Source organism: Helicobacter ailurogastricus (genome assembly GCF_001282945.1).
Taxonomy (GTDB): domain Bacteria; phylum Campylobacterota; class Campylobacteria; order Campylobacterales; family Helicobacteraceae; genus Helicobacter; species Helicobacter ailurogastricus.
On the sequence record NZ_CDMG01000004.1, the window covers coordinates 281,883 to 303,101 of the forward strand.

The 21,219-nt window shown below is 47.7% G+C and carries 21 protein-coding genes; 6 read left to right on the forward strand and 15 right to left on the reverse strand.

Annotated features, from left to right (window positions below):
* Positions 1–145 precede the first annotated feature (145 nt).
* Together groL and groES are read right to left on the reverse strand one after the other, a co-directional pair.
* Complete coding sequence (gene groL, locus HAL07_RS04430) at positions 146–1,774, reverse strand: chaperonin GroEL (protein ID WP_053945249.1); 1,629 nt, start codon at positions 1,772–1,774, stop codon at positions 146–148.
* 61 nt (positions 1,775–1,835) lie between these two features.
* Complete coding sequence (gene groES, locus HAL07_RS04435) at positions 1,836–2,180, reverse strand: co-chaperone GroES (protein ID WP_053941367.1); 345 nt, start codon at positions 2,178–2,180, stop codon at positions 1,836–1,838.
* A gap of 230 nt (positions 2,181–2,410) precedes the next feature.
* Here groES and dnaG point away from each other — a divergent pair, with 230 nt between their 5' ends.
* The 4 genes from dnaG to HAL07_RS04455 all read left to right on the forward strand — a co-directional run bounded on the left by dnaG (position 2,411) and on the right by HAL07_RS04455 (position 6,475).
* Positions 2,411–4,087, forward strand: coding sequence for a DNA primase (gene dnaG / locus HAL07_RS04440; RefSeq protein ID WP_082355851.1), 1,677 nt, complete (start codon positions 2,411–2,413; stop codon positions 4,085–4,087).
* Positions 4,084–5,148 (forward strand): 7-cyano-7-deazaguanine synthase, encoded by a 1,065-nt coding sequence (locus HAL07_RS04445; protein ID WP_053945251.1) that lies wholly within the window; start codon positions 4,084–4,086, stop codon positions 5,146–5,148. Before dnaG ends, HAL07_RS04445 begins: the two co-directional genes overlap by 4 nt.
* 10 nt (positions 5,149–5,158) lie before the next feature.
* Positions 5,159–6,001 (forward strand): DUF5718 family protein, encoded by an 843-nt coding sequence (locus HAL07_RS04450; RefSeq protein ID WP_053941370.1) that lies wholly within the window; start codon positions 5,159–5,161, stop codon positions 5,999–6,001.
* A gap of 108 nt (positions 6,002–6,109) precedes the next feature.
* The gene (locus HAL07_RS04455) at positions 6,110–6,475 is read left to right on the forward strand and encodes a hypothetical protein (protein ID WP_053941371.1); all 366 of its coding nucleotides are present in this window, start codon (positions 6,110–6,112) and stop codon (positions 6,473–6,475) included.
* A gap of 1 nt (position 6,476) precedes the next feature.
* Here HAL07_RS04455 and selD read toward each other — a convergent pair whose 3' ends face one another.
* From selD to HAL07_RS04520, 13 genes are read right to left on the reverse strand one after another with little or no spacing between them, the layout of a single operon-like run.
* Positions 6,477–7,433, reverse strand: coding sequence for a selenide, water dikinase SelD (gene selD / locus HAL07_RS04460; RefSeq protein WP_053945252.1), 957 nt, complete (start codon positions 7,431–7,433; stop codon positions 6,477–6,479).
* A 54-nt stretch (positions 7,434–7,487) separates the two neighbouring features.
* Positions 7,488–8,000 (reverse strand): serine O-acetyltransferase EpsC, encoded by a 513-nt coding sequence (gene epsC, locus HAL07_RS04465; protein WP_104741449.1) that lies wholly within the window; start codon positions 7,998–8,000, stop codon positions 7,488–7,490.
* The gene (cysK, locus tag HAL07_RS04470) at positions 7,981–8,904 is read right to left on the reverse strand and encodes a cysteine synthase A (protein ID WP_053945253.1); all 924 of its coding nucleotides are present in this window, start codon (positions 8,902–8,904) and stop codon (positions 7,981–7,983) included. The genes epsC and cysK overlap by 20 nt, the downstream gene beginning before the upstream one ends.
* Positions 8,905–8,931: 27 nt before the next feature.
* Complete coding sequence (locus HAL07_RS04475) at positions 8,932–10,071, reverse strand: sigma-54-dependent transcriptional regulator (RefSeq protein ID WP_053945254.1); 1,140 nt, start codon at positions 10,069–10,071, stop codon at positions 8,932–8,934.
* Positions 10,068–10,496 (reverse strand): hypothetical protein, encoded by a 429-nt coding sequence (locus HAL07_RS04480; RefSeq protein WP_053945255.1) that lies wholly within the window; start codon positions 10,494–10,496, stop codon positions 10,068–10,070. Before HAL07_RS04480 ends, HAL07_RS04475 begins: the two co-directional genes overlap by 4 nt.
* A gap of 3 nt (positions 10,497–10,499) precedes the next feature.
* Positions 10,500–12,248 (reverse strand): DUF262 domain-containing protein, encoded by a 1,749-nt coding sequence (locus tag HAL07_RS04485; RefSeq protein WP_053945256.1) that lies wholly within the window; start codon positions 12,246–12,248, stop codon positions 10,500–10,502.
* Positions 12,249–12,302: 54 nt separating this feature from the next.
* Complete coding sequence (gene gyrA, locus HAL07_RS04490) at positions 12,303–14,720, reverse strand: DNA gyrase subunit A (RefSeq protein WP_053945257.1); 2,418 nt, start codon at positions 14,718–14,720, stop codon at positions 12,303–12,305.
* A gap of 8 nt (positions 14,721–14,728) precedes the next feature.
* Positions 14,729–15,067: a diacylglycerol kinase gene (locus HAL07_RS04495; RefSeq protein ID WP_053945258.1), complete on the reverse strand. Its 339-nt coding sequence runs from the start codon at positions 15,065–15,067 to the stop codon at positions 14,729–14,731.
* Positions 15,064–15,927, reverse strand: coding sequence for a hypothetical protein (locus HAL07_RS04500; RefSeq protein ID WP_053941380.1), 864 nt, complete (start codon positions 15,925–15,927; stop codon positions 15,064–15,066). The genes HAL07_RS04495 and HAL07_RS04500 overlap by 4 nt, the downstream gene beginning before the upstream one ends.
* Positions 15,927–16,910: a lipid A deacylase LpxR family protein gene (locus HAL07_RS04505; protein ID WP_202903475.1), complete on the reverse strand. Its 984-nt coding sequence runs from the start codon at positions 16,908–16,910 to the stop codon at positions 15,927–15,929. Before HAL07_RS04505 ends, HAL07_RS04500 begins: the two co-directional genes overlap by 1 nt.
* A gap of 34 nt (positions 16,911–16,944) precedes the next feature.
* On the reverse strand, positions 16,945–18,084 hold the full coding sequence (locus HAL07_RS04510; protein ID WP_053945259.1) for a potassium channel family protein: 1,140 nt from the start codon (positions 18,082–18,084) through the stop codon (positions 16,945–16,947).
* Positions 18,085–18,104: 20 nt separating this feature from the next.
* On the reverse strand, positions 18,105–18,293 hold the full coding sequence (rpmB, locus tag HAL07_RS04515) for a 50S ribosomal protein L28 (RefSeq protein WP_053941382.1): 189 nt from the start codon (positions 18,291–18,293) through the stop codon (positions 18,105–18,107).
* A gap of 52 nt (positions 18,294–18,345) precedes the next feature.
* The gene (locus HAL07_RS04520; RefSeq protein WP_053945298.1) at positions 18,346–19,452 is read right to left on the reverse strand and encodes a cytochrome-c peroxidase; all 1,107 of its coding nucleotides are present in this window, start codon (positions 19,450–19,452) and stop codon (positions 18,346–18,348) included.
* 391 nt (positions 19,453–19,843) lie between these two features.
* On the opposite strand from HAL07_RS04520, the gene HAL07_RS04525 reads away from it, so the two are divergent.
* Together HAL07_RS04525 and HAL07_RS04530 are read left to right on the forward strand one after the other, a co-directional pair.
* Positions 19,844–20,890 carry a site-specific integrase gene (locus HAL07_RS04525; protein ID WP_053945260.1) on the forward strand — a complete coding sequence of 349 codons (1,047 nt, stop codon included), beginning with the start codon at positions 19,844–19,846 and terminating at the stop codon, positions 20,888–20,890.
* On the forward strand, positions 20,887–21,219 hold the full coding sequence (locus HAL07_RS04530) for a helix-turn-helix domain-containing protein (protein ID WP_053941384.1): 333 nt from the start codon (positions 20,887–20,889) through the stop codon (positions 21,217–21,219). Before HAL07_RS04525 ends, HAL07_RS04530 begins: the two co-directional genes overlap by 4 nt.

A 21,219-nucleotide genomic window follows, 5' to 3' on the forward strand; every position in this document is an offset into this window, starting at 1 on the left:
CCCCCGCCATAGCGCAAAGGGCTTTTAGTGTAGCGTTTATAGTGCCGTTTTTGCGATCGCAAATGATCTAAGAAAAGAGATTTTTTAGCCGAATACATAGCAGAAATTCCCCCTCCTTGCCCCCTCCAAAAAGCAAAGGCAAGGGCTACATCATACCGCCCATGCCACCCATATCAGGCACAGCAGGAGCAGGCTTGTCTTCTTTAACTTCGTGCACAGTGGCCTCAGTGGTTAAGAGCAAGCTAGAGACAGACACCGCGTTTTGCAAAGCGATGCGCGCTACTTTGAGGGGGTCAATGATGCCCGCTTTAAACATATCCACATATTCGCCATTGCTCGCGTTGAAACCAAAATGGGCTTCTTTGTGCTTTTCTACTTCATTGACCACCACACCGCGATCGTAACCCGCATTGGCCGCGATTTGGGCTAGAGGGGCTTTAATGGCGCGTTTGATGATCTCATAGCCCACTTTTTCATCTTCATGCAATTCTAAATGCACTTTTTGGGCGGCACGAATCAAAGCCGCGCCCCCACCAATCACAATGCCTTCTTCTACGGCGGCTTTGGTGGCAGAAAGCGCGTCATCTACGCGATCTTTCTTTTCTTTCATTTCCACTTCAGAAGCCGCACCCACTTTAATCACCGCCACGCCACCGCTGAGTTTTGCCAAGCGTTCTTGAAGTTTTTCTTTATCGTAATCGCTGGTGGTGGATTCAATTTGGGTTTTGATTTGGGCGATGCGATCTTTAACGGCATGCGCTTGACCCTTGCCATCCACGATGGTGGTGTTGTCTTTGTCAATCACAATGCGCGCCGCCACGCCTAGATCGCTCACATCGGCGTTTTCTAGGGTTTTGCCTAGCTCTTCAGAGATCACTTGCCCGCCGGTAAGGATTGCGATGTCTTTGAGCATTTCTTTACGGCGATCGCCAAAGCCGGGGGCTTTGACCGCTGCCACATTGAGTACACCCCTAAGTTTATTGACCACTAGAGTTGTGAGCGCTTCGCCCTCAATGTCTTCAGCGATGATCAAAAGGGGTTTGCCCTCTTTCATGGTGCGCTCCAACAAGGGCAAAATGTCTTTCATGCTAGAGATTTTCTTATCGGTGAGCAAAATGTAAGCATTTTCTAGCTGGGTGGTCATTTTTTCGGCGTTGGTAACAAAGTAGGGAGAAAGATAGCCACGATCAAATTGCATGCCCTCTACAACATCTAATTCATCTTCAATCCCCTTAGCTTCTTCAACAGTGATCACGCCGTCTTTGCCCACTTTTTCCATCGCATCGGCGATTAATTTGCCGATTTTTTCATCGGAGTTAGCCGAAATGGTCGCAACTTGGGTGATTTCTTCTTTGCCACCCACTTTTTTGCTAGATTTTTTCAGCTCGGCAATGATGGCTTCGCTGGCTTTATCCATCCCGCGTTTGACTTCAATAGGGTTAGCCCCAGCAGTAATGTTGCGCAAACCTTCTTTAAAAATGCTGTAAGCTAAAACGGTGGCGGTGGTGGTGCCATCCCCAGCCGCATCGGCAGTTTTGCTCGCCACTTCTTTAACCAGTTGCGCGCCCATGTTGGCTACAGGGCAGGCGAGCTCAATTTCTTTAGCCACGCTCACGCCGTCTTTGGTAATGCTAGGCGCGCCATAGCTTTTTTGAATGAGCACATTGCGCCCGCGAGGTCCCATGGTGACCTTAACCGCGTCATTGAGTTGTTTCACGCCTTCAAAAAGTTTATTGCGTGCGTTGTCTGAAAATCTGATCTCTTTAGTTGCCATTGTTTGTCCTTTTTTTGTTGTATGAATGGGAGGGGCGCGCTAAAACGCCCCAAAGTCTAGCTTAGTGGCTATGACAGCAGTCGCCCTCGTGTTTGTGATCGCCTTTTTTATGCCCGTGCTCATGCCCATGGCAGCAAGAATCCACCACGCCTAGCACATCCTCAAGCTCTAAAACCATAAATTCTTTCCCGCCTAGTACGATTTCTGTGCCTTTGTACTTGCCAAACGCCACCACATCGCCCTCTTTAAGGCATTTGCACCCTTCGCTGATTTTGTGGCTGACGGCTTTAACCACGCCCATTTGGGGTTTTTCTTTGGCGTTGTCAGGGATGATAATCCCAGAAGCGGTTTTCTTTTCTTCTTCTAGTCTTTCAACTAGCACTCTTTCGCCTAATGGCTTAAACATTGTGTCTCCTTAAAGTTACAAAAATTAGCACTTAAAAAATTTAAGTGCCACGATTTTAGCGAAAAATCTCGTATAAGTCAAGGCTTAAGGCAAATATAAATTATTTTACTAATAAAACTTGATATGTAAAGGCTAAAGTTATTTACTATTAAATCTATAAAATTATGGGCTGTACTTGTCTGTGTGCGCCTTTAGGCAAAATCAAAGTTTCATATGCTAAATTTTTAAACATGATCACGCAGGAGTCTCTAGAACAACTCAAGCAAATCGCCGACATCGTGGAAGTGGTGCAGGGCTACATCCCGCTTAAAAAAGTGGGGAGCAATTACCAAGCCATTTGCCCTTTTCACGATGAAAAGACCCCTAGTTTTGTAGTTAGCCCCCAGCGTAATTCTTTTCGCTGTTATGGTTGTTCTAAGGCGGGCAATGCCTTTACCTTTATCATGGAATATGAAAAAGTCGATTTCCCCACAGCGGCGCAAAAATTGGCAGGCATGTTTAATGTACCTTTACAATTTACCCACACCGCCCAGCCCACAGCCAATGTAGATGTTTTGGAGCAAGTCGCCCAGTGCTACCAAGCCCAGCTAGACAAAACCCCCAATGCTCTAAGTTACTTGCAACAAAGAGGAGTAAGCCCCCAAAGCCTCAAGGATTTTTCTTTGGGCTTTTGCACGCAACAAAGTGTATCCACCTACATTAAAGAACATAGACTAGATAACAAAACCCTTTTAGAGTTGGGGGTTTTGGGGCAGGACGATTTTAAGAGGGTCTTTGTGCGTTTCAATGGGCGACTCATGTTTCCCATCCACAACCCCAATGGCAAGATTGTAGGTTTTGGGGGGCGAGTGTTGCAAAGCGATTCTGCGGGCGATTCTAAGAATCGCTCCAAAATGGCCAAGTACATCAACTCCCCACAAAGTCACCTCTTTAATAAATCTAAATTGCTCTATGGCTATTTTCAAGCCCGCCAAAGCATTCTTAAAACCAAGCAACTGATTTTAACCGAGGGTTATTTGGATGTGATTTTGTTGCACCAAGCGGGGTTTAACACGGCGGTTGCCACTTTAGGCACAGCCTTAACCCCTGAGCACTTGCCCGCCCTAAGTCGGGGCGAGCCCTCTATCATCTTGCTTTATGATGGCGACAAGGCGGGGCATTTAGCGGCTTTTAAGGCCAGCCAACTGCTTGCCAAAGAGCTTAAGGGCGGGGGTGTGGTGTTGTTGCCCCCCCAATTTGACCCAGCGGATATGATCTTGCAAGGACAAGCCCAAGCCCTTAAGGCCCTTTTAGAGCGCCCCATCCCCTTTATTGAGTTTGTTTTGCAAGGAATCGTGAAAGGTTACAACTTAAACGACCCCTTGCAAAAAAAGCAGGCTTTCGAACAAGTCCAAGCCTTTTTACACACGCTGCCCCCCATGGTGCAAGAGGATTATAAACCGATGGCTGCCAGTTTATTGCAAACTTCTTTGCGCTTTTTAGACCCACATAAACCCAAAACCCAGAACCCCCAACCTCTAGCCCAACGCCTCATTAGCGACCCTTTGGAAGAGTTGCTGATTAAATACATGGCGCTGTATCCCGAGTTGCTAGAAAGAGCAAAGGCCTACATCACACCCCAAGTCTTTAAACATTGTGCCCACGCCTTTGAGTTGCTGTGCAGCTCTCAGCCCGAAGACGCACAAATTGCCGCCATTAAACTAGATGAGCGGCTACCCACAGCTACACCCCCACACGAAGATTTTGACGCGCAACTAGCCTTGTTGATCAAGCGCTATTGCGCTGCGCAATTGGAGCAAATCAACCACCTTTACACGCATCTAGAGTTGGCCCAAAGGCTAGAGATGCTAGCCCAGTGGCGCTCAAAGTTGCACCAATCCAACCAAGGAGAATTAGTCAAAGTATGAGAGCCTTAGCGTTATTCAGTGGCGGACTAGATAGCTTGTTGTCCATGCACCTAGTGGCTGCGCAGGGGGTGGAGGTGATCGCCCTGCATTTTAATATCGGTTTTGGGAGCAATAAGGACAAGAGGGAGTATTTGCAAAAAGCCAGCGCGCAAGTTGGGGCGCAAATCCTCTTTTGTGATATTCAAGAGCAGTTTTTTAATGAAGTGCTTTTTCAGCCTAAATACGGCTATGGCAAATACTTTAACCCCTGCATCGATTGCCACGCCAATATGTTTCGACAAGCCTTTTACAAACTCCTAGAACTGCAGGCGGATTTTGTCATCAGCGGGGAGGTGTTAGGCCAGCGCCCCAAGAGTCAGCGCAAAGAAGCCATGGATCAGGTGAAAAAATTAGTGCGTGCCTTCGGGCAGGAGAGTTGCTTTGATGGCTTGTTAGATCGCAAGGGCGATGACCCCAGTAAGCCCAAATTTCTGGACGAGTTGTTGTTAAGGCCGATGAGTGCACAGCTTTTAGAGCCCAGCTTTGCAGAAAAGCGAAAGTGGGTGGATCGGACTAGACTCTTGGGTGTGCAGGGGCGGGGGCGCACTTACCAGTTAGAAAAGGTCAAAGAACTGGGCTTAGAGCATTATGAGAACCCCAGCGGAGGGTGCTTACTGACCGATTTAGGCGTGAGCCGTAAGCTTAAAGACCTCCAAGCCCACCGCCAAAGCACCCAACAAGACATGGTTGTGCAAGACAATATCCTTGTTAAGGTCGGGCGTTATATGGTCGTGGGGAACACCCGCGTTGTCGTGGCGCGCAATGAGCTAGAAAATGCCAAACTAGAAACCAACCATCCTTTGATGGATCGAATCACATTGCTCGATTGCAAGGGGCCTTTGGGGCTTGTGGAAAAACGCGCCAGCACTGAAGAGAAGAAATTAGCTGCCCAAATTGTGTTAAGCTATGCTAAAAGTGAAGAGGGGCGCGCCTATGGTGTGCAAGTGGGCAACAAGGCCTTTAGCCTCAGCCCGCTTAGTAGAAAGAAGGCGCAGAGCTATTTGTTTTTAACTTTAAATTAAGGGAGAATAAATGCAAGACTTTATCGGCTTAGGGGTTGTGGGCAACTTTGCACGGCATTTAGAGCAGGCGGGCGAGGCGCACAGCTTCATTAACATGAAACACATTGAAAAAGATGCGCCTAAGGGGCTTTTTCCCTTTTATTTGCCACTGGATGGTGGCTATTTGGGGCGTTATTGCATCGACAATGAAGTGGTCATTTTACCTGATGATTTGAGCTTGAGGGCGCAAGCCGAGCCAGAAATTGCCCTAGAGTGCGAGGTAACCTACAACGACAAGCATTTAGTCGAAAGCATCACACCTCATTACTTCATGGCCTTTAACGATGCCTCGGTCCGCAATTTGCCCGTCAAAAGACTTTCAGCTAAAAAGAATTTTTCTAAAGCTTCTAAGGGTATGGGGGAAAAACTACCCATCGACCGCTTCGTTTATGGTGGGGTGTGCAACGACTATTCTATTGCGTCCTTTTTAACTAGAGAGGGGCAAACCCATGTTTATGGGGAAAATTCTAAACTTGTCAAATATGAGTATTTTTACGACAAGTTGCTCGATTGGATTGTGGAGATGTTAAACACCCAAGAGGATACGGGCAGTTTAGAAAACCTCAAAGACATTTTAAAAGCCCAAAACTACCCCTCTAAGTTTTTAATCGCCATTGGAGCTACGCCTTACATGCCCTTTGCCCAAGAACATTTTTTGCAACAAGGCGACACCATCACCATCATCGCCTACAACCACCGCCGTTACAGCTTTGATAAAATTTTGGAGATGACGGCTTCAAATACTCTGCAACAAGCCCCTTTAGTCGATACTTCAATCATACAACAAAGGATACTTTTAGAGAGCATCGGCTAGGAATTTAGTGTTATTTTTTTGTAAATAGAACACAAAAACCCCCGTTTAAAAAGTTATTAAGCAATGTCAGCCTAAAATTAGAATGAAATTTATTAACAGAGAGTGAATATGAAGCAAAAAGATCACCACTTAGGTCCAGACCACGAATTCCACCAACTCAAGCAGGAGTATTTGCGCCAAGAGGTTGCCTACGCGACCTACTTGCGAGAAAGCAAAAAGCAACTCTACGGTTGTAAAGATGTTTTAGAGCGGCACGCTTTCTTCATGAACCGTTGCCGTGCTTATAAACCCCTCAATGACATTTATATGCGCTTGCGCTCTGTGTCAAAGAAATGCAAAATCGGCATGCAGTCTATCCGCGAGTCATTTGAAAAGTTTAGGCGCACGCACAACAACACCCTAACTTCTATCAAACGCTACGAAAGCAAGTTGCAGAGGATTAGGGAGGGTAAGGCCCCCTCGGATTGGGAATAATCTAAAGTAGGGCGATCTTTTGCCCGCCGGGCACGCACTGCCCGATCACTTCTGCCTTGATGCCTTGGTCTTTTAGTCTTTTAGCACATTCTAACCCCTCTTTAGCTTCCAAAGCCACAAGCAAACCCCCAGAGGTCTGCGCATCGTAAAAGAGAATGTCGGGGAGTTTCGTATAGCTTTGCACCTGTGTTTGTAGGGCTTTTTTATTTGCCACGCTGCCCCCCGGATACACCCCTTCTTTAGCTAGCTCTAAAGCCCCTTTTAAAAGGGGAATATTTGCTGTGTCCGCTTCGATAGAAATTTTAGGATTTAGCATTTCGCACAGATGCCCCACGAGCCCAAAACCAGTTACATCTGTGCAGGCATGCACGCTAAAATCTTGCAAAATCTGCATGGCTTTTAGGTTTAAAGTTGCCATGCTACTTATGGCTTGGGGCGCGCTATCTAAAAGCTTGCGCTTTAAGGCGGTGGTGATGATTCCACTGCCTAGGGGCTTGGTTAAAATCAACACATCACCCACTTGCGCCCCCTTGTTGCGCCACAAAGATTTTTCGACAAGCCCCGTCACGCTTAGGCCAAATTTTTGCTCCACATCGCTTAAACTATGCCCGCCTAAGAGCGCACAAGAACACTCATTGAGCTTGTCTAAGCAACCTTGCATGATCGCTTGCACGCTCTCTAAACTGACATGCTCTTGATCCCACGCCAATACACTCAGCGCGCCGATCGCGCGCGCGCCCTTAGCAAAAACATCGCTTAAGGCATTAGCCGTAGCAATCTGCCCATAGATATAAGGGTCATCCACCACCGGGGGGATCACATCCACGCTTTGCACGAGCACGGACTCTCCTAGTTGCACTGCTCCACAATCATCCTCATCACTAAAATCTAAAACCACGCCTTTAAAGCGGGGTTGTGTGAGCTTTGCCGTGATTTGTTTGAGGTCTTCCAGACCCACCTTAGCCGCTCAACCCGCACAGCGCACAAACTGGGTCAATGCTTCTGCCAATGTTTATTCCTTTGTGATGGTCTTAGCCTTTGTGCCCACCGCCGTGGCTCCACTGGGTAAATCTGAAACCACCACGGCGTTAGCCCCGATTTTGACATCATCGCCAATGGTGATCGCTCCTAACACCTTCGCACCCGCGCCCACCACCACGCGATCGCCCAAAGTGGGGTGGCGTTTGCCTTTGAGCTTGCCAGTGCCCCCTAGAGTTACTCCATGATAAATGGTTACATCATCTCCAATCTGAGTGGTTTCCCCGATGACCACGCCCATGCCATGGTCAATAAAGAGTCCGCGCCCAATCTGTGCTCCCGGGTGAATCTCAATCCCAGTTAAAAAGCGACTGAGTTGCGAAAGGGCACGGGCAAGAAAATAAAAGCGTTTTTGATGCAAGGCGTGGGCTAGGCGGTGAAAAAACAAAGCATGCACCCCCGGATAGAGCAATAAGACCTCCCATTTATTGCGCGCCGCCGGGTCTTGCTCTAAAGCCCGCTCTAGACTATAAATGAGATCCATCATCATAGAGCCCGGTAGAGATGTATTTTTCTCCCCCATCAGCCGCGAGGGTTAAAACAGACTTGCCCTGACCTAGTCTGCGCGCCACTTGCATCGCCGCAAAAATCGCCGCCCCTGAGGAGATGCCCACTAAAATCCCCTCTTTTTGCCCAAAGAGTCTAGCCGTGTGAATCGCATCGCGCTCATCAACCGCGATCACCTCATCGACCACGCTTTTATCATAGTTAGCTGGCACAAAACCCACGCCAATGCCTTGAATTTTATGCGGACTGTGTGCGCCTCCGCTTAAAATAGACGATTGGGCAGGCTCTACGGCAATGATCTGTGCCTTGTGCTTACTCTCTTTGAATTTACGCCCCACACCTGCAATTGTCCCCCCCGTGCCCACGCCTAGCACCAGCGCGTCTAAATCGGGCAAATCCCATAAAATCTCTTCAGCGGTGGTGCAGTAGTGTTTATTAGGGTTAGCGGGGTTTTCAAATTGTTGGGGAATAAAATGTCCGGGAGCTGCACCAATCTCTAAGGCTTTGTCAATCGCTCCCTTAGTGCCTTGACTGCCCGGGGTTAGGACCAATTCCGCCCCATAAGCCCTAATCAGCTCCCTACGCTCAATGCTCATGGTGTCTGGCATCACAATGATCACCTTATACCCCTTAAGTAAGCCAATTAATGCCAAAGCAATCCCCGTGTTGCCACTCGTGGGCTCAACTATGGTCATGCCCTTAATCAGCCGCCCATCCTTTTCTGCCTGCTCGATCATTCCCCAAGCTGCCCGATCTTTCACACTCCCCCCGGGATTAAACTTCTCTAGCTTGACAAACAAATCCCCCGCCCCCACTTCTAAAAGCTTGCTTGTCTTTAAAATAGGGGTGTTGCCGATGAGCTCTAACGCACTGCTGTAAATCATTGTTATCCTTTCTTTTGGTTTAAAAAATCAACTTCTTTCTAAAAACAAATCCTTCTCGCTAATTTGCGTCCCCTCGCTTAGTATCGCCGCGCGCTCCACGACAGAGAGCAATTCGCGGACATTGCCATGCCATGTGTAACTTAGCATGCACTCCTTAGCTTGATCGCTAAAACTCTTTGCTCCCAAATCATAGGCGCATAAAACCTCTTGTAACTTCCACTCGGCTAAGGGTAAAATCTCTTCCTTGCGTTCTTTCAAGGGGGGGACTTTAAGGGGGATGGTGTGTAACCTAAAAAACAAATCCTCCCTAAACTCTTTGGCGTTGATTTTCTCTTGGATATTCGTATTGGTCGCCGAGATAAAACGGACATCGATTTTAATGGGTTTGTGGCTGCCTAGCCGCACAATCTCTTTTTCTTGGATCGCTCTTAGCAGCTTGCTTTGCAACTTCAGGGGCATTTCGCTAATCTCGTCTAAAAACACACTCCCCTTGTTGGCGCTCTCAAACAGCCCCGCCCTTGCACTCGTGGCATCGGTGAAAGCCCCCTTTTCAAACCCAAAGAGCTCAGACTCTAATAAATGCTCGGGGATGGCTGCCATGTTGATCGCCACAAAGGGCGCGCCCTTGCGTTTGGAGTTCTCATGGATGAAGTGGGCGAAAACCTCCTTACCCACCCCGCTAGGGCCTTGTAAAAACACGCTCGCATCTGTGGCTGCCGCCTTGAGAGCCTGTTTTTGCACCGCCTCTAGGGCCTTTGAAGTGGCGATGAAAAACTCTTTTTTGCAAGATTTATTCACGGGGTGTATCTTGTGAAACTCTAGGACTTTTTTGCTACGATAAATCGACTCTAAAAGCAATTCGGGCTTAAAGGGCTTTTGGAAAAAGTCTTTCACCCCTAAGCGGATCGACTCAATAGCTTTATTCAGCGTGGCGTTGCCCGTGATGACAATCGCCTCAAAACGCCCCTCTAATTTGCGTAAAAACTCCAGCCCGTCCATTTGGGGCATGTTGATGTCAGTGATGATGAGCTCAAAACTCTCGTCTATGGCTTTGAGCGCGTCTTTGGGGCTTTTGAAGGCGACCACTTCCAAATCTTCATGGTCGCTAAAAAAGAGCTCTAAACTCTTACGCATGTTGATGTCGTCTTCCACAATGGCGATTTTCATTTTTCTCCCTTCTCATAAATTTCTAGCACCAACAACCCCCCCTCCAAATGCACGCTGGCTGGGGCGTGTATGTCTAGGCTGGCTTGGTTTTGGTTTTGTAGTTTGCTGTTAAAACCGCTGGCTTGCACCAACACCTCGCCCTTATACAGACAATCCACGACCGCATTTTGGTAGCTTTTTAGCAAGATGTCAAGCAAATAGGGCTTTTGTAGAGGGCTTAATTTGGGCTCACTCACAGGAATGTCGCAAGTGTAGCTAGAGTTGTGGGGGTGTTTCTTGAGCGCACGGCTTAGCCCAAACGCCTCGTTTGTGGCGATCCCATTATGTGTTTGCACCCGGTAACTGAGCACAAACTCATCGGCCACACACAGCCCCACGCAACATGCCAACACAAAAACTTTAAAAAACGCCCCTAGTCTTTCCACACCCTATAAACTCCAAGTTTTAAGCACAAAAGATATAATCTGATCATGCCGTGCTTTAATGGCTTGTTTATCCCATTTATCCTGCGCAAAATCTTTGATTTCTTTTTGCTGGAGTAGGGGAGAATCTTTATAACTTTCTAATTTCTCCTTAAAAGCCTTATTGCCGATGGAAGCATTGTGCGCGCCATCGATGAGCAAGAGATTGCCAATACAATGGAGATAATGCTTTTCAAAATTGTCGTCATAGGCACAATACCCACTCTGGCGATTTTTGTCACGTTCTTTTTGTGGGGCAATGTGTTCGATTTGGGGTTTTTCCAAATCCTTAAGATTAAAGGCATAGCCCTTCGTGCGGGTATTCTGCCCCCGCAAGTGGTTTTCGTAGCGTTCTAAAATGATCATATCTACATTTTTGCGCGAACCATTGTCGTAGCGTTCAGGGGCAAGGGCATTCTTCACGGCTTCATCTGTCCAATAGTAGTCTTTTTCACAGATATTTTTAATGCTCTGTATTAAATAATCTGCATGACTAAAGTTTTGCAAGACGACCTGTAACCTCGTGCGCAAATCTGCGCGGGTGCTGATCAAGCGATGCCTAAAGGCGATGACCTCTAAGGCTTTAAAGACCTGCTCTAAAAGAGTTTGCTTGTTTGGAGCATTTCTAAAAATGCGGTAAGCCTTAAAAATAAAGGGATACACGGGATTGGCATCCAACTCCAACAGAGAGTCTTTGTAACAACTTTCGGTGTGGCAAAACTCTTTAAAATCTGCAAAGGCATTTCTAAGCTCTCTAGCGTAGTTTTCAATCCAAATTAGCTTATCTTGTTTGGTTGGATTGGGGTTATCTGACGGGTTATGCAGTTCGTTCTTGTAATTGGAATTGTCATCATTCTCGTTATAGCCATAGCCCTGTTTTTTAAAGTAGGAGATGTTAAAGAAGCGCAAAATCGCATCCTCATGCCAAACCTTAATTTGACTGTCGTTGAGCATGGCATAAATGCTCTCAAAAATGTTAGAAATCTTTTCTAACCGCTCTTCTGCACTCTCTTGATTGTCGCTGTAAGTGTAGATTTGGTAGGCCAAATAGCTTTTGAGCCGCTCCATTTGGGTCAAGTCCTTGCCCCGATTGTTTTGCAACTCAAACATTAAAACCGCATCTTTCTTATTGGTAAATTCAGTGCGCAACACTTTAGCGTTTTCCACTTTGTAGAGTAGTTTCAAGATATGGGAGATTTTTTCATCTCTTAATTTTTTGGTGAAAAACTCTTTAGCTCCTTGGATACGCTCTTGGGAGGGGGTGTTTGGTTTGGGGCATCTTGCATCATCGCCCACGATAACCATCTCATAGAAGTAGGCATTGTCGTATTCCACTACTTTGAGTTTGGGCACCTCGTAATAAACCAAAAAATTGTCTTCTAAGTAGCGTAAAAAGACTTCTTTACTTTTATCGTCTAGTTTTTCGCTTTTATCCGCTCGCTTTTCTAAAACATTGTGCAAGGCACGGATAAAAATAAGGATTGTGGTGATGCGTTGTTGGCCATCGATGATGTCGATGCGTTTTGGATTTGTCATAGACTCTAAAAGGACACTGCCAAAGTAGTCATCATTGCCCCCACGGGCAACCTCTTCCAAGTCTGCCAAGAATTGACTCCATTCTTTCTTCTCCCACGCATAAGCGCATTGGTAAAGAGGAATGGTGTAACATTTATCGCCCGCAAAAAACTCTTTTATGGTTAGAGATTGGGATTGCATGGACGCTCCTTATATCATTGGAGAAAGAAAGAATACTAACATGATTTTTAGCTTTTATTCCACTTCATTTTCTTTCGGGCAAGTGTTCGCATAAACCACGCCATCGCCCTCCACGCTCACAAGTTTCACCCCGCTGGCATTGCGCCCCGTTTCGCGGATGCTATCCATAGGCATGCGGATCATCTTACCGCTCTTGGTCAAAAGCATTAAATCTTGGCTCTCATCCACGCTCACAATACCGACCAAGTCGCCCGTTTTTTGGGTAATTTTCATGGTAATGACCCCCATACCGCCCCGCCCTTGTAAGCGGTAAGCCCCCGCTAAAGTCTGCTTGCCCAGCCCCTTGGAGCTCACACTGAGTAATTTTTCTTGCTCGCTAGAGATCACGCCCCCCCCGATCACCTCATCGCCGGCTCTTAGGCGCATGCCAATCACCCCTCTAGCCACCCGTCCGATCTCTCTAACCCCCTCTATGCTAAAGCGGATACACATGCCTTGTGAACTTGCCATAAACAACTCTTGTGTGCCTGAGCTTAGGATTTGTGCGGTCACGAGCGCATCGTCCTCATCGAGCACAATCGCACGCACACCGCCCCTAACACGCCCAAATGCGCTTAAATTCGTGCGTTTGATCAAGCCCTTTTTGGTGAAAAAGACCAAAGATTTATCAGGGCTAAAGTCGGCGGTGGATAAAGTTGCCTTGATCCGCTCGCCAGGCTGCAAGTCTATGAGATTGACTAAGGCTTTGCCGATCGCACTTCTACCCATTTCAGGGATACGATAGACCTTAAGCCAATAGAGTTGCCCCATGTTGGTAACAAACAGGATGGTGTCGTGGGTGTTGGCACTGAAGAAAAACTCAATGAAGTCGTCCTCATGCGTGTTGCCCGAGATTTTGCCCTTACCACCCCGCTTTTGTTGCTCATAGACTTTTAAGGGCATGCGTTTGACATAGCCTCTGTGGCTCACCGTCACAACCATGTCCTCGTGGGCGATCAAATCTTCTGCACTTAAGCCCTCGTAATCTTCTTCAATTTGGGTTTTTCGTGAGGTGCTAAATTTCTCTTTCACCTCTAAAAGCTCCTCTTTAATGAGGGCGTTTAATTTATCCGCGTGCTCTAAAATGCCTTGCAAATAGGCGATCTGGGCTTGCAATTCTTGGTGTTCTTGTTGGATTTTCTCTTGCTCTAACCCCGTGAGCCGTTGCAAACGCATTTCTAAAATCGCCTTGCTCTGCTCTTCGCTCAAGTTATGCGCTTTGGCTAACGCCTCTTTAGCCCCCAAAGTGTCGGCACTGCTCTTAATCAAGGCGATCACCGCCTCGCTATTTTGCAAGGCGATTAACAAGCCCTCTAAAATATGCACCCGCGCCTTTGCTTTTTCTAGCTCGTAGATGGTGCGCCGAATGACAATGGTTTTTCTGTGTAATAAAAAGAGATTAAGCAATTCTAAGAGATTGAAGATTCTAGGCTCTTTATTGTAAATGGCAAGCATGATCATGCTAAAGGTGATCTCCATGTTGCTTGACTTATAAAGGTGGTTTAACACAATCTGCGCTACCGCGTCTTTTTTAAGGTCAATCACCACCCTAACCCCCTCTCTATCCGACTCATCGCGCACCTCGGCGATCCCCTCCACGATCTTATCCTTAGCCAATTCGCTGATTTGCTCGACTAACTTTGCCTTATTGGTTTGGTAAGGGATTTCCTCTATGATAATACTTTCTCTGCTGCCTATCTTTTCAAAGCGGGTTTTGGCCCGCACCTTAATGCGCCCTCTGCCCGTGTTGTAAGCCTCTAAAATCCCCGCCCTGCCATAAATCACGCCCCCTGTGGGAAAGTCTGGCCCTTGCACGATGTCTAAAATGTCTAAGAGCTCCACTTGGGGGTTTTCAAGCACGCAAATTAAAGCGTCTACGATCTCATCGGGGCGATGCGGGGGGATAGAAGTCGCCATCCCTACAGCAATCCCGCTAGAGCCATTGATTAAAAGATTGGGCAGGCGGCTAGGCAGAATATCCGGCTCGCTTAGCGTGCTGTCGTAGTTGTCGCTAAAATCCACGGTCTGTTTTTCAATGTCTCTTAGCAATTCCTCGCTCGCACCTGCCATGCGTGCTTCTGTGTAGCGCATCGCCGCGGCGTTGTCGCCATCGATTGAGCCAAAATTGCCCTGCCCATCCACTAAGGGCAAGCGCATAGAAAAATCTTGTGCCATGCGCACTAAGGCCTCATAAACCGCACTGTCGCCATGGGGGTGGTACTTCCCGATCACATCGCCCACAATGCGCGCGCTCTTTTTATAAGGCACTTTCGCCCCTAGCCCCAACTCGTGCATGGCATATAAAATGCGCCGATGCACGGGCTTTAGCCCATCTCTAGCGTCTGGAAGGGCCCGCCCCACAATCACGCTCATTGAGTAGTCTAAATAACTCTCTTGCAAAGACTCCTCAATTTTGACATCTTTAATTTCCATTCACTCTCCTAAAAGACAAAATAACCCCCCCACACCAAAATAAAGAACATCAACGCCACAAACTGCGCCGCACTGCCCATATCTTTTGCTTTTTTGGCTAAGGGGTGCTGGTGTGTCCCCGTAAAATCCACGGCGTTTTCAATTGCGCTGTTTAACAACTCCACAATGAGGCACAATGCCCCGGGCAAAATTAAAAGCACAAACTGCATAAAAGAGTGCGCCAAAAAACACGCCCCGACAAAGCCCACAAGAGCCAACAAGACAACCTGCCTAAAGGCGGGCTCATCTGCAAATGCCGCCTTTAAACCCGCCTTAGAGTAAAGCCACGCTTGTAAAATACGCTTCATGGCAAGACTTTTAGGCTAAAATGGGGCAAGTACGCCCAGATCTCTTTAAAGTTTCTTAAGTCCGTCCAGCGCTTGAAGGGGGCGTTTTTATTGACAAGCTCAAAGCTCACATGGTCGCTCTTGTTGTTGGCAAAATCTAAAAACTTTTGCGACAAGTCCTGTGCTTTTACCACCTCATCTTGCAAGCCGGCCACCAGTAGCCCGACTAAAATTGTGCCTTTAAACGAGCGGGCAATTTCTTTTAAAGCCTTGTCATAAGCCTGCGGGTCAAAATGGGGGTTTTTAATGTCCCCACTTTTTTGCAAGAGTGGGTAGAGCAAAGAGCGCATGTCCTTAGAGGACACCTTAAAGCCCAGCCGCTCCACCAAGACCTCTAAATCTTTTGTGGGCGAGTCTTTGCCCAAGAGATTTTTAAGACTCACGGGCTTGTCGCCCTCTTTAAAGCGGGCGTTGAGCGAAAACTCATAGGCGGCTTTGGAGTTTTTAAGCGCACAAGCGTTTTGCCCGATGAGCGTGTCCTTTAAACTCAAATCTAAAAGGCAATGCGCGCTCGTGGGTTGCCACGCCTCTTTGGCATAGATGGTGGGGACATCCAGCTTAAAGCGCAGGGCATTGGTCTTGACTTCCTCTAGGGCGACTTTAATGTCCCCCGTCTGTTTGGCGATGCCCGCACTTTGACAGACAATGTTTTTAAACCCATAGCACTTAAAGGGTTTGGCGTGGATATTTGTGGCTAGCCTGTTTAAACTCTGCTCTAATTTGTGCTTAACATCAGCACTTAACTTCAAGCCCACGCCCAAGAGCAAGGCGCACAAAAGCCCGCCCATCCCCAAAGCAATGAACATGAATTTTTTACGCATTAAAACGCTAAGTCCAATTCTATGCTGCCAATGTTGTGGTTTTGGCGCTGGTCTCTAAAGGTCTTGCTTAAATCAATCGCGCTAAAGGCAAAGCGCCACCCTTTGTAAAGAATCGCCACCCCCACCTGGGCATCGTAGAGAAAATAGGGCAGTTGGGTGATGCCATGCGTCTGTGGGTCGTTGCCCTGCACGAAAATATCCAAGGGCTGGAACGAGCCCATCGCCCCCGCAAAGAGATAGAAGGAAAAGCGGTTGCTGTAAGGCTCACCGCCGGCAAAATTGCTGTGGATTTGGTTAGGTCCAAAGTCAGCATCTAAATTGTAACCCACCCGCAAAGTTGTACCTAGATTAAAATTCGTCAAGGCGTTGCCTAAACTAAAGCTGGCACCGGGCAACATGTCTATGCTAAAAAAACGGCTTTTATAAAAGTCAAGCTTTTGTATCCAAGTGTAGTTGAGTTCAAAAATGAACTCGTTTTTAATCTGGCTATTCCACCCTAGAAACTTCGGGTCATGCCCCCATGTGTGGATGAGATTTTGCGTTTGTGCGGCCAAAGATGCGGGGCCGACCATCCCAAAGGACACACTCACGTGCTCTAAAGAGTGCGCGCTTCTTTGGAAAATCCCAAAGTTTAAACGCAACCACCCCCCATAAAGGTGCTCGCCTTTAAGCGGCATGGGAAGTTTGCGGTTGGCTAGAGTGGGGGTGTACATGTCTTGGGTGAGGTAGATGTTAAAACGGGTTGCGCGCTCTTTTTTGCCCTGCAAGCTCACAAAATGCGCCCAAGACATGGCCGATTTTTTCTTAAAGGCGTATTCTTTACTCACCCAGCCAATGCGTGTACCAGCCGTGTAGTAGCGATCGATGTAGGGGTTGATGTAGCCATCGTCTTCTGTGAGCAGCTGGACATACTCCTTGTGGTAAGGCGTGAGGGCCTTTAAAGAGCAAAACAAAGCACAAAAAAGGGACAAGCGCGGTTTCATTTGTCTATTATAGCAAAAAACCCCTAGCGGGGGCTTATAGGGTGATGTAGTCCATCTCCATCGGGCGTTGGTGTTGCAGAATAAAGGACTTGGATTTTTCCACCCCCTCAGAAGTGCCGATCATCAGGAGTTTAGACTCGCTGGCAATGATCGCCTCTCCATCGGGCATGGGGATGTAGCGCCCATCCTTTTGGATGATGCCAATGATGAAAACCTTGGTGATTTCCCTAAAATGCGCCTCTTTGAGCTTGCGCTGCACGAGCCAACTTTCTTTAGGCACAATCACTTCCTCTAGGTCTAATAAAGTGTCTTTCTTGTAAATAAATTTTTCTAGGATGTTTTCCATGTCGGGGCGAATCGCCATCGCGCTCACCCTTTGCGCCATCAGTTTTGTGGGCGACACCACGCTATCAGCTCCTAGTTTCTTTAACTTTTCTAAGCCCTCATCGCTGTGTGCGCTGGCGATCACATAGTAGGGTTTGCGCTTGAGTTCCTTTTCAAAGAGCCGCACACTCACGATTAGGGCCACATTGACCGGCAAAATCTCAGAGAAAGTAACGACCCCCTTAGCGCTGCTTAAATGGGTTTTTAACATGGCTAAATTTGTGTGCGGGTCGCCCACAATGTAGTGGGGGTACTTGTGTTTGATCGCTTCTTCTTCAAAGTTGGGCTTGTTATCCACCACCACAAAGGGGATTTGTGCGCTGCGAAATTGTTTGCTGAGTTCAATCGTGTATTCGTTGTGGTAGCAAATGACATAGTGGTTTTTGAGTCTTGCGATTTTGTAAATCATTTTTTTCTCCCGAATGAGCCTAGATAAAACGCCCTTGTTGATGACGCTGATTAAAACGGCGACACTAAAGGTAACAACCCCCGTACCGCAAAACATGATGATCGAAGTGAAAAAGACGCTGATTGTGCCAAAATGGCTTTCATTGAGCGCCCCAAAGCCCGTAGAAGTGAAAGTGTAAGTGGTTTGGAAAAAGGCTTGGATGAGGGTGTAATCTTCTAGGGCTAAATAGCCCAAAGTCCCCACCAACACAAAACATTGGATTAAAACTAAAGGGAGTCTAAAAACCTCAAATTGTTCGTAAATCTCGGCGTTTAGGTTGTAATCTGCCTTGACTTTCTTTTTTTTAACAAGAGAGAGAAATCCCTTAACTTTTTGCAGCATTAAAGGGCATCCTAGCCCGCCTATTTACTCTTGCGCATGGTCCTTAGAGTCGAAGTGGCGACTTTAATTTTTTGCCTTGTCCCATCCTCTAGGGTGATGCGGATGGTGTGTAGGTTGGGCAATAAACGCCGCTTGTTCTTGTTGTTGGCGTGGCTCACGCGGTTACCCACCATAGGCCCCTTGTGGCTCAACATACATCTTCTAGCCATGAATGCTCCTTTTGCAAAATAAAGCGGGCATTATACCCAAGTTGCGCTTAAATTAGTGTGTGGGCTGTTTAGTCGGTTTTTTATCTCCCTCCATAATCCCTTGTGGTTTGGGTGTGCTCGCGCTCATGACGGGCAGATCGGGGTAAATGATGGTGGGCTTTTTGCCCGTTAAAGCGTTGAAGAAAGTGGCGATCTTTTTCGCCTCTTCATCGTTGATGGTGATGCCTAGCTGAATCGCGCCCATTTCTTTAATCGCGTCCTTAATGTCCCAATATTGCCCATTGTGGAAGTAGGGCATGGTTTCTAGGACATTACGCAGAGTGGGGACTTTGACCATGCCATCTTTGTCGCCTTTAAAGTCGCCCACATTGGCGAATTTATAGGGAGCGGCCACTTGGAAGGGTTGCATCATCCCGCCCAAATTAATGCCATTGTGGCAACCCGTACAGCCCTTATCTAGGAAAAGTTTTAAGCCCTCTTGCTCTTGGCGACTCAACGCTTTGGCATTGCCCCGCAAAAAGTCATCGTAACGGCTAGGCGTGACTAAGGTCGCTTCAAACATGGCGATCGTGCTTGTGATGAGGTTTAAATCAATCTTAATGTTATTGCCATAGGCGCGTTTAAAGGCTTTGACATATCCGGGGATAGAGTTGATTTTCGCCTCCACGATTTTGGGGTTGGCGTTCATCTCTACGGGGTTACTGATGGGACCCTTAGCCTGCTCATCTAGGTGTGCCGCCCGCCCATCCCAAAACTGCACGGCGTTAAACACAGAGTTATACACGGTGGGGGAGTTTAAAAAGTGCGTGTTAGGTCTCCAGCCCTCCCCCACAGCTCTAGACACCAAATCCACGCCCGCTAACCCTAAATTGTGGCAGGTGTTGCACGAGATCAAATAAGAAGTGGAGATTCTTGGGTCTAAATAGAGCTTTTTACCCAGCTCGATTTGCGCCTTTGTCATCACCGCGCCTTGATACTTTAGATCCAATTCTTTAACCTTTTGGATCAAATACTTGTCTAAATCCTTGCCTGTGGGCATGGGGACTAAATTTGCTTCTAAAGCCTTTTTAATCAGCCCTAAGCTGTCGGTCTTTTGCGCAAGAAGGGGCGCGCTTAGAGCCAAAAACGCACATAAAGAAGTTTGTAAAAATTTTGGCATGGAAAATCCCTTTTGTTGTGTTTTCTGCAAAGCAGGCCAGTATTTTAACATAAATAAAGAAGTTTGTAAAAATTTTGGCATGGAAAATCCCTTTTGTTGTGTTTTTTGCAAAGCAGGCCAGTATTTTAACATAAACCCCCCCTTTATTACAAATCTTAAACATCCCCCCCATTTAGGCCCATTTTAGGCCCAAAGAGGCTTAAGCAAACTTGCCGCTCTAGCGGGGTTGCAAGCCCAATAGTCTCTTGCCTAGAAGCCCGCCCCAAGCCCCCCATTTGAAAAATCCTTGGCGATTCGGGACTTCAAAACCCCAAGGGGGGGTGCAATTTGCATGTGTCTTAATCTTGGTTGAATTCCCAGAACACCAAGAAAAATTGTGTAAGGAGAGAAAATGACCTTATTTAGCCGCAAGGGCAACTTATATGCCAATGTTACCATCAACGGCCAGCGCCGCCGCTTCACGCTCAAGCGCAAGGACACGCCCGCAAACCGCGCGTGGGCTTTAGCCAACGAGGCCGCCATCCTCAAGGAGCACACGCAGGGCGTGAAAGTCAGCATTGCCGCCAAACGTCGCCTAGAGCGCGCCATCGGGCTTAAACCCAGCACCCAAAGAACCTTCCACTACAGCCTCAAGCGCGTCATCGAGCTTTTAACCGGGGGCGTGGATTGCAACACCATGCACTTAAACAGCGCCCACGTTTCCCAATTTTACAAACGCCTCATTGACGGCCACTACAGCCACGCCCACACCAAAACCATGGTCTTTTATCTCAAAGACTTTTTAGAGTTTTGCACCCAAGAGGGCTACATCGAAAAAAACCCCTTCTTCACGCAGAAAATCACCAACACCAAGCCCCCTAAGAAAATCATCCCCTTTAGTTTAGAACAGATTAAAAGGGTGTTGGCGCACGCCAAAGACGCAAAGCTTAAGGCTTTCTTAACTGTGGCCTTCTTCACCGGGGCGCGCACGGGCGAGCTGCTGGCCTTAAGGTGGGAGGATGTGGATTTTAAGAAGGACACCATCACGATCAAGGCGACCTACAACTACACCCAGCGCACCACCCAAACCCCCAAAACCAAATCCTCCACGCGCGAAATCGACATGTTGCCCGTCGTCAAGCGGGCTTTAATGGAGTTCGCCAACAAAATCGGGGGTTATGAGCCCCACAGGGAGATTTTTGCCTACAAGCGCATGCGGCTGCACAACATCGCCTACGCGTGGAAGAATTTATTAAGCGCGCTTGGCATGCCCCACTCTAAGCTTTACACCACCCGCCACACCTTCGCCAGCTTGATGCTTAGCCGCGGCGAAGACCCCCTATGGGTGAGCCACACCCTAGGGCACAAGAACCTAGAAATCACCTACCGGGTTTACGCGCACTACATCAAAAAGGAGCACACCACGCACGCCACTTTCTTAGACAAGGAGTTTTCATGAGCGCTAAATACATCAGAGCCGATGAGGTGCTCGCCCTCTTGCAATATTGCACCCTCCAACACGGCCTAAGTCTGCAAGCCACGGGCATTTTAGCCTTCTTGGCAAGCACCCAAAGCCACACAACGGGGCTCACTTACACCCTTTGTAACCAATTTGGCATCTCCGGGCGCACCTTGTGGAAATACATTAACGAGCTCAAGCGCTGCGGGGTGCTGAAAATCAAAGCCCTAAGAAACCGCCACGGCCAATTCATCGCCGCTTATGGGCTTGCTCTTGTGGCCCCGGATGGGGTCATTGTGCACGAATGCGTTTTTGTCGAAAGGAATTAA

Bases quoted from the DNA above. Each gene is read 5' to 3' on its own strand.
- cysK (WP_053945253.1), bottom strand. From the start codon at position 8,904: ATGATTTACAGCAGTGCGTTAGAGCTCATCGGCAACACCCCTATTTTA.
- HAL07_RS04475 (WP_053945254.1), bottom strand. From the start codon at position 10,071: ATGAAAATCGCCATTGTGGAAGACGACATCAACATGCGTAAGAGTTTA.
- rpmB (WP_053941382.1), bottom strand. From the start codon at position 18,293: ATGGCTAGAAGATGTATGTTGAGCCACAAGGGGCCTATGGTGGGTAAC.
- HAL07_RS04485 (WP_053945256.1), bottom strand. From the start codon at position 12,248: ATGCAATCCCAATCTCTAACCATAAAAGAGTTTTTTGCGGGCGATAAA.
- HAL07_RS04530 (WP_053941384.1), top strand. From the start codon at position 20,887: ATGAGCGCTAAATACATCAGAGCCGATGAGGTGCTCGCCCTCTTGCAA.
- HAL07_RS04520 (WP_053945298.1), bottom strand. From the start codon at position 19,452: ATGCCAAAATTTTTACAAACTTCTTTATGTGCGTTTTTGGCTCTAAGC.
- HAL07_RS04450 (WP_053941370.1), top strand. From the start codon at position 5,159: ATGCAAGACTTTATCGGCTTAGGGGTTGTGGGCAACTTTGCACGGCAT.
- HAL07_RS04525 (WP_053945260.1), top strand. From the start codon at position 19,844: ATGACCTTATTTAGCCGCAAGGGCAACTTATATGCCAATGTTACCATC.
- HAL07_RS04495 (WP_053945258.1), bottom strand. From the start codon at position 15,067: ATGAAGCGTATTTTACAAGCGTGGCTTTACTCTAAGGCGGGTTTAAAG.
- dnaG (WP_082355851.1), top strand. From the start codon at position 2,411: ATGATCACGCAGGAGTCTCTAGAACAACTCAAGCAAATCGCCGACATC.
- groES (WP_053941367.1), bottom strand. From the start codon at position 2,180: ATGTTTAAGCCATTAGGCGAAAGAGTGCTAGTTGAAAGACTAGAAGAA.
- gyrA (WP_053945257.1), bottom strand. From the start codon at position 14,720: ATGGAAATTAAAGATGTCAAAATTGAGGAGTCTTTGCAAGAGAGTTAT.
- HAL07_RS04455 (WP_053941371.1), top strand. From the start codon at position 6,110: ATGAAGCAAAAAGATCACCACTTAGGTCCAGACCACGAATTCCACCAA.
- groL (WP_053945249.1), bottom strand. From the start codon at position 1,774: ATGGCAACTAAAGAGATCAGATTTTCAGACAACGCACGCAATAAACTT.
- HAL07_RS04510 (WP_053945259.1), bottom strand. From the start codon at position 18,084: ATGCTGCAAAAAGTTAAGGGATTTCTCTCTCTTGTTAAAAAAAAGAAA.
- HAL07_RS04505 (WP_202903475.1), bottom strand. From the start codon at position 16,910: ATGAAACCGCGCTTGTCCCTTTTTTGTGCTTTGTTTTGCTCTTTAAAG.
- HAL07_RS04445 (WP_053945251.1), top strand. From the start codon at position 4,084: ATGAGAGCCTTAGCGTTATTCAGTGGCGGACTAGATAGCTTGTTGTCC.
- HAL07_RS04500 (WP_053941380.1), bottom strand. From the start codon at position 15,927: ATGCGTAAAAAATTCATGTTCATTGCTTTGGGGATGGGCGGGCTTTTG.
- epsC (WP_104741449.1), bottom strand. From the start codon at position 8,000: ATGATGGATCTCATTTATAGTCTAGAGCGGGCTTTAGAGCAAGACCCG.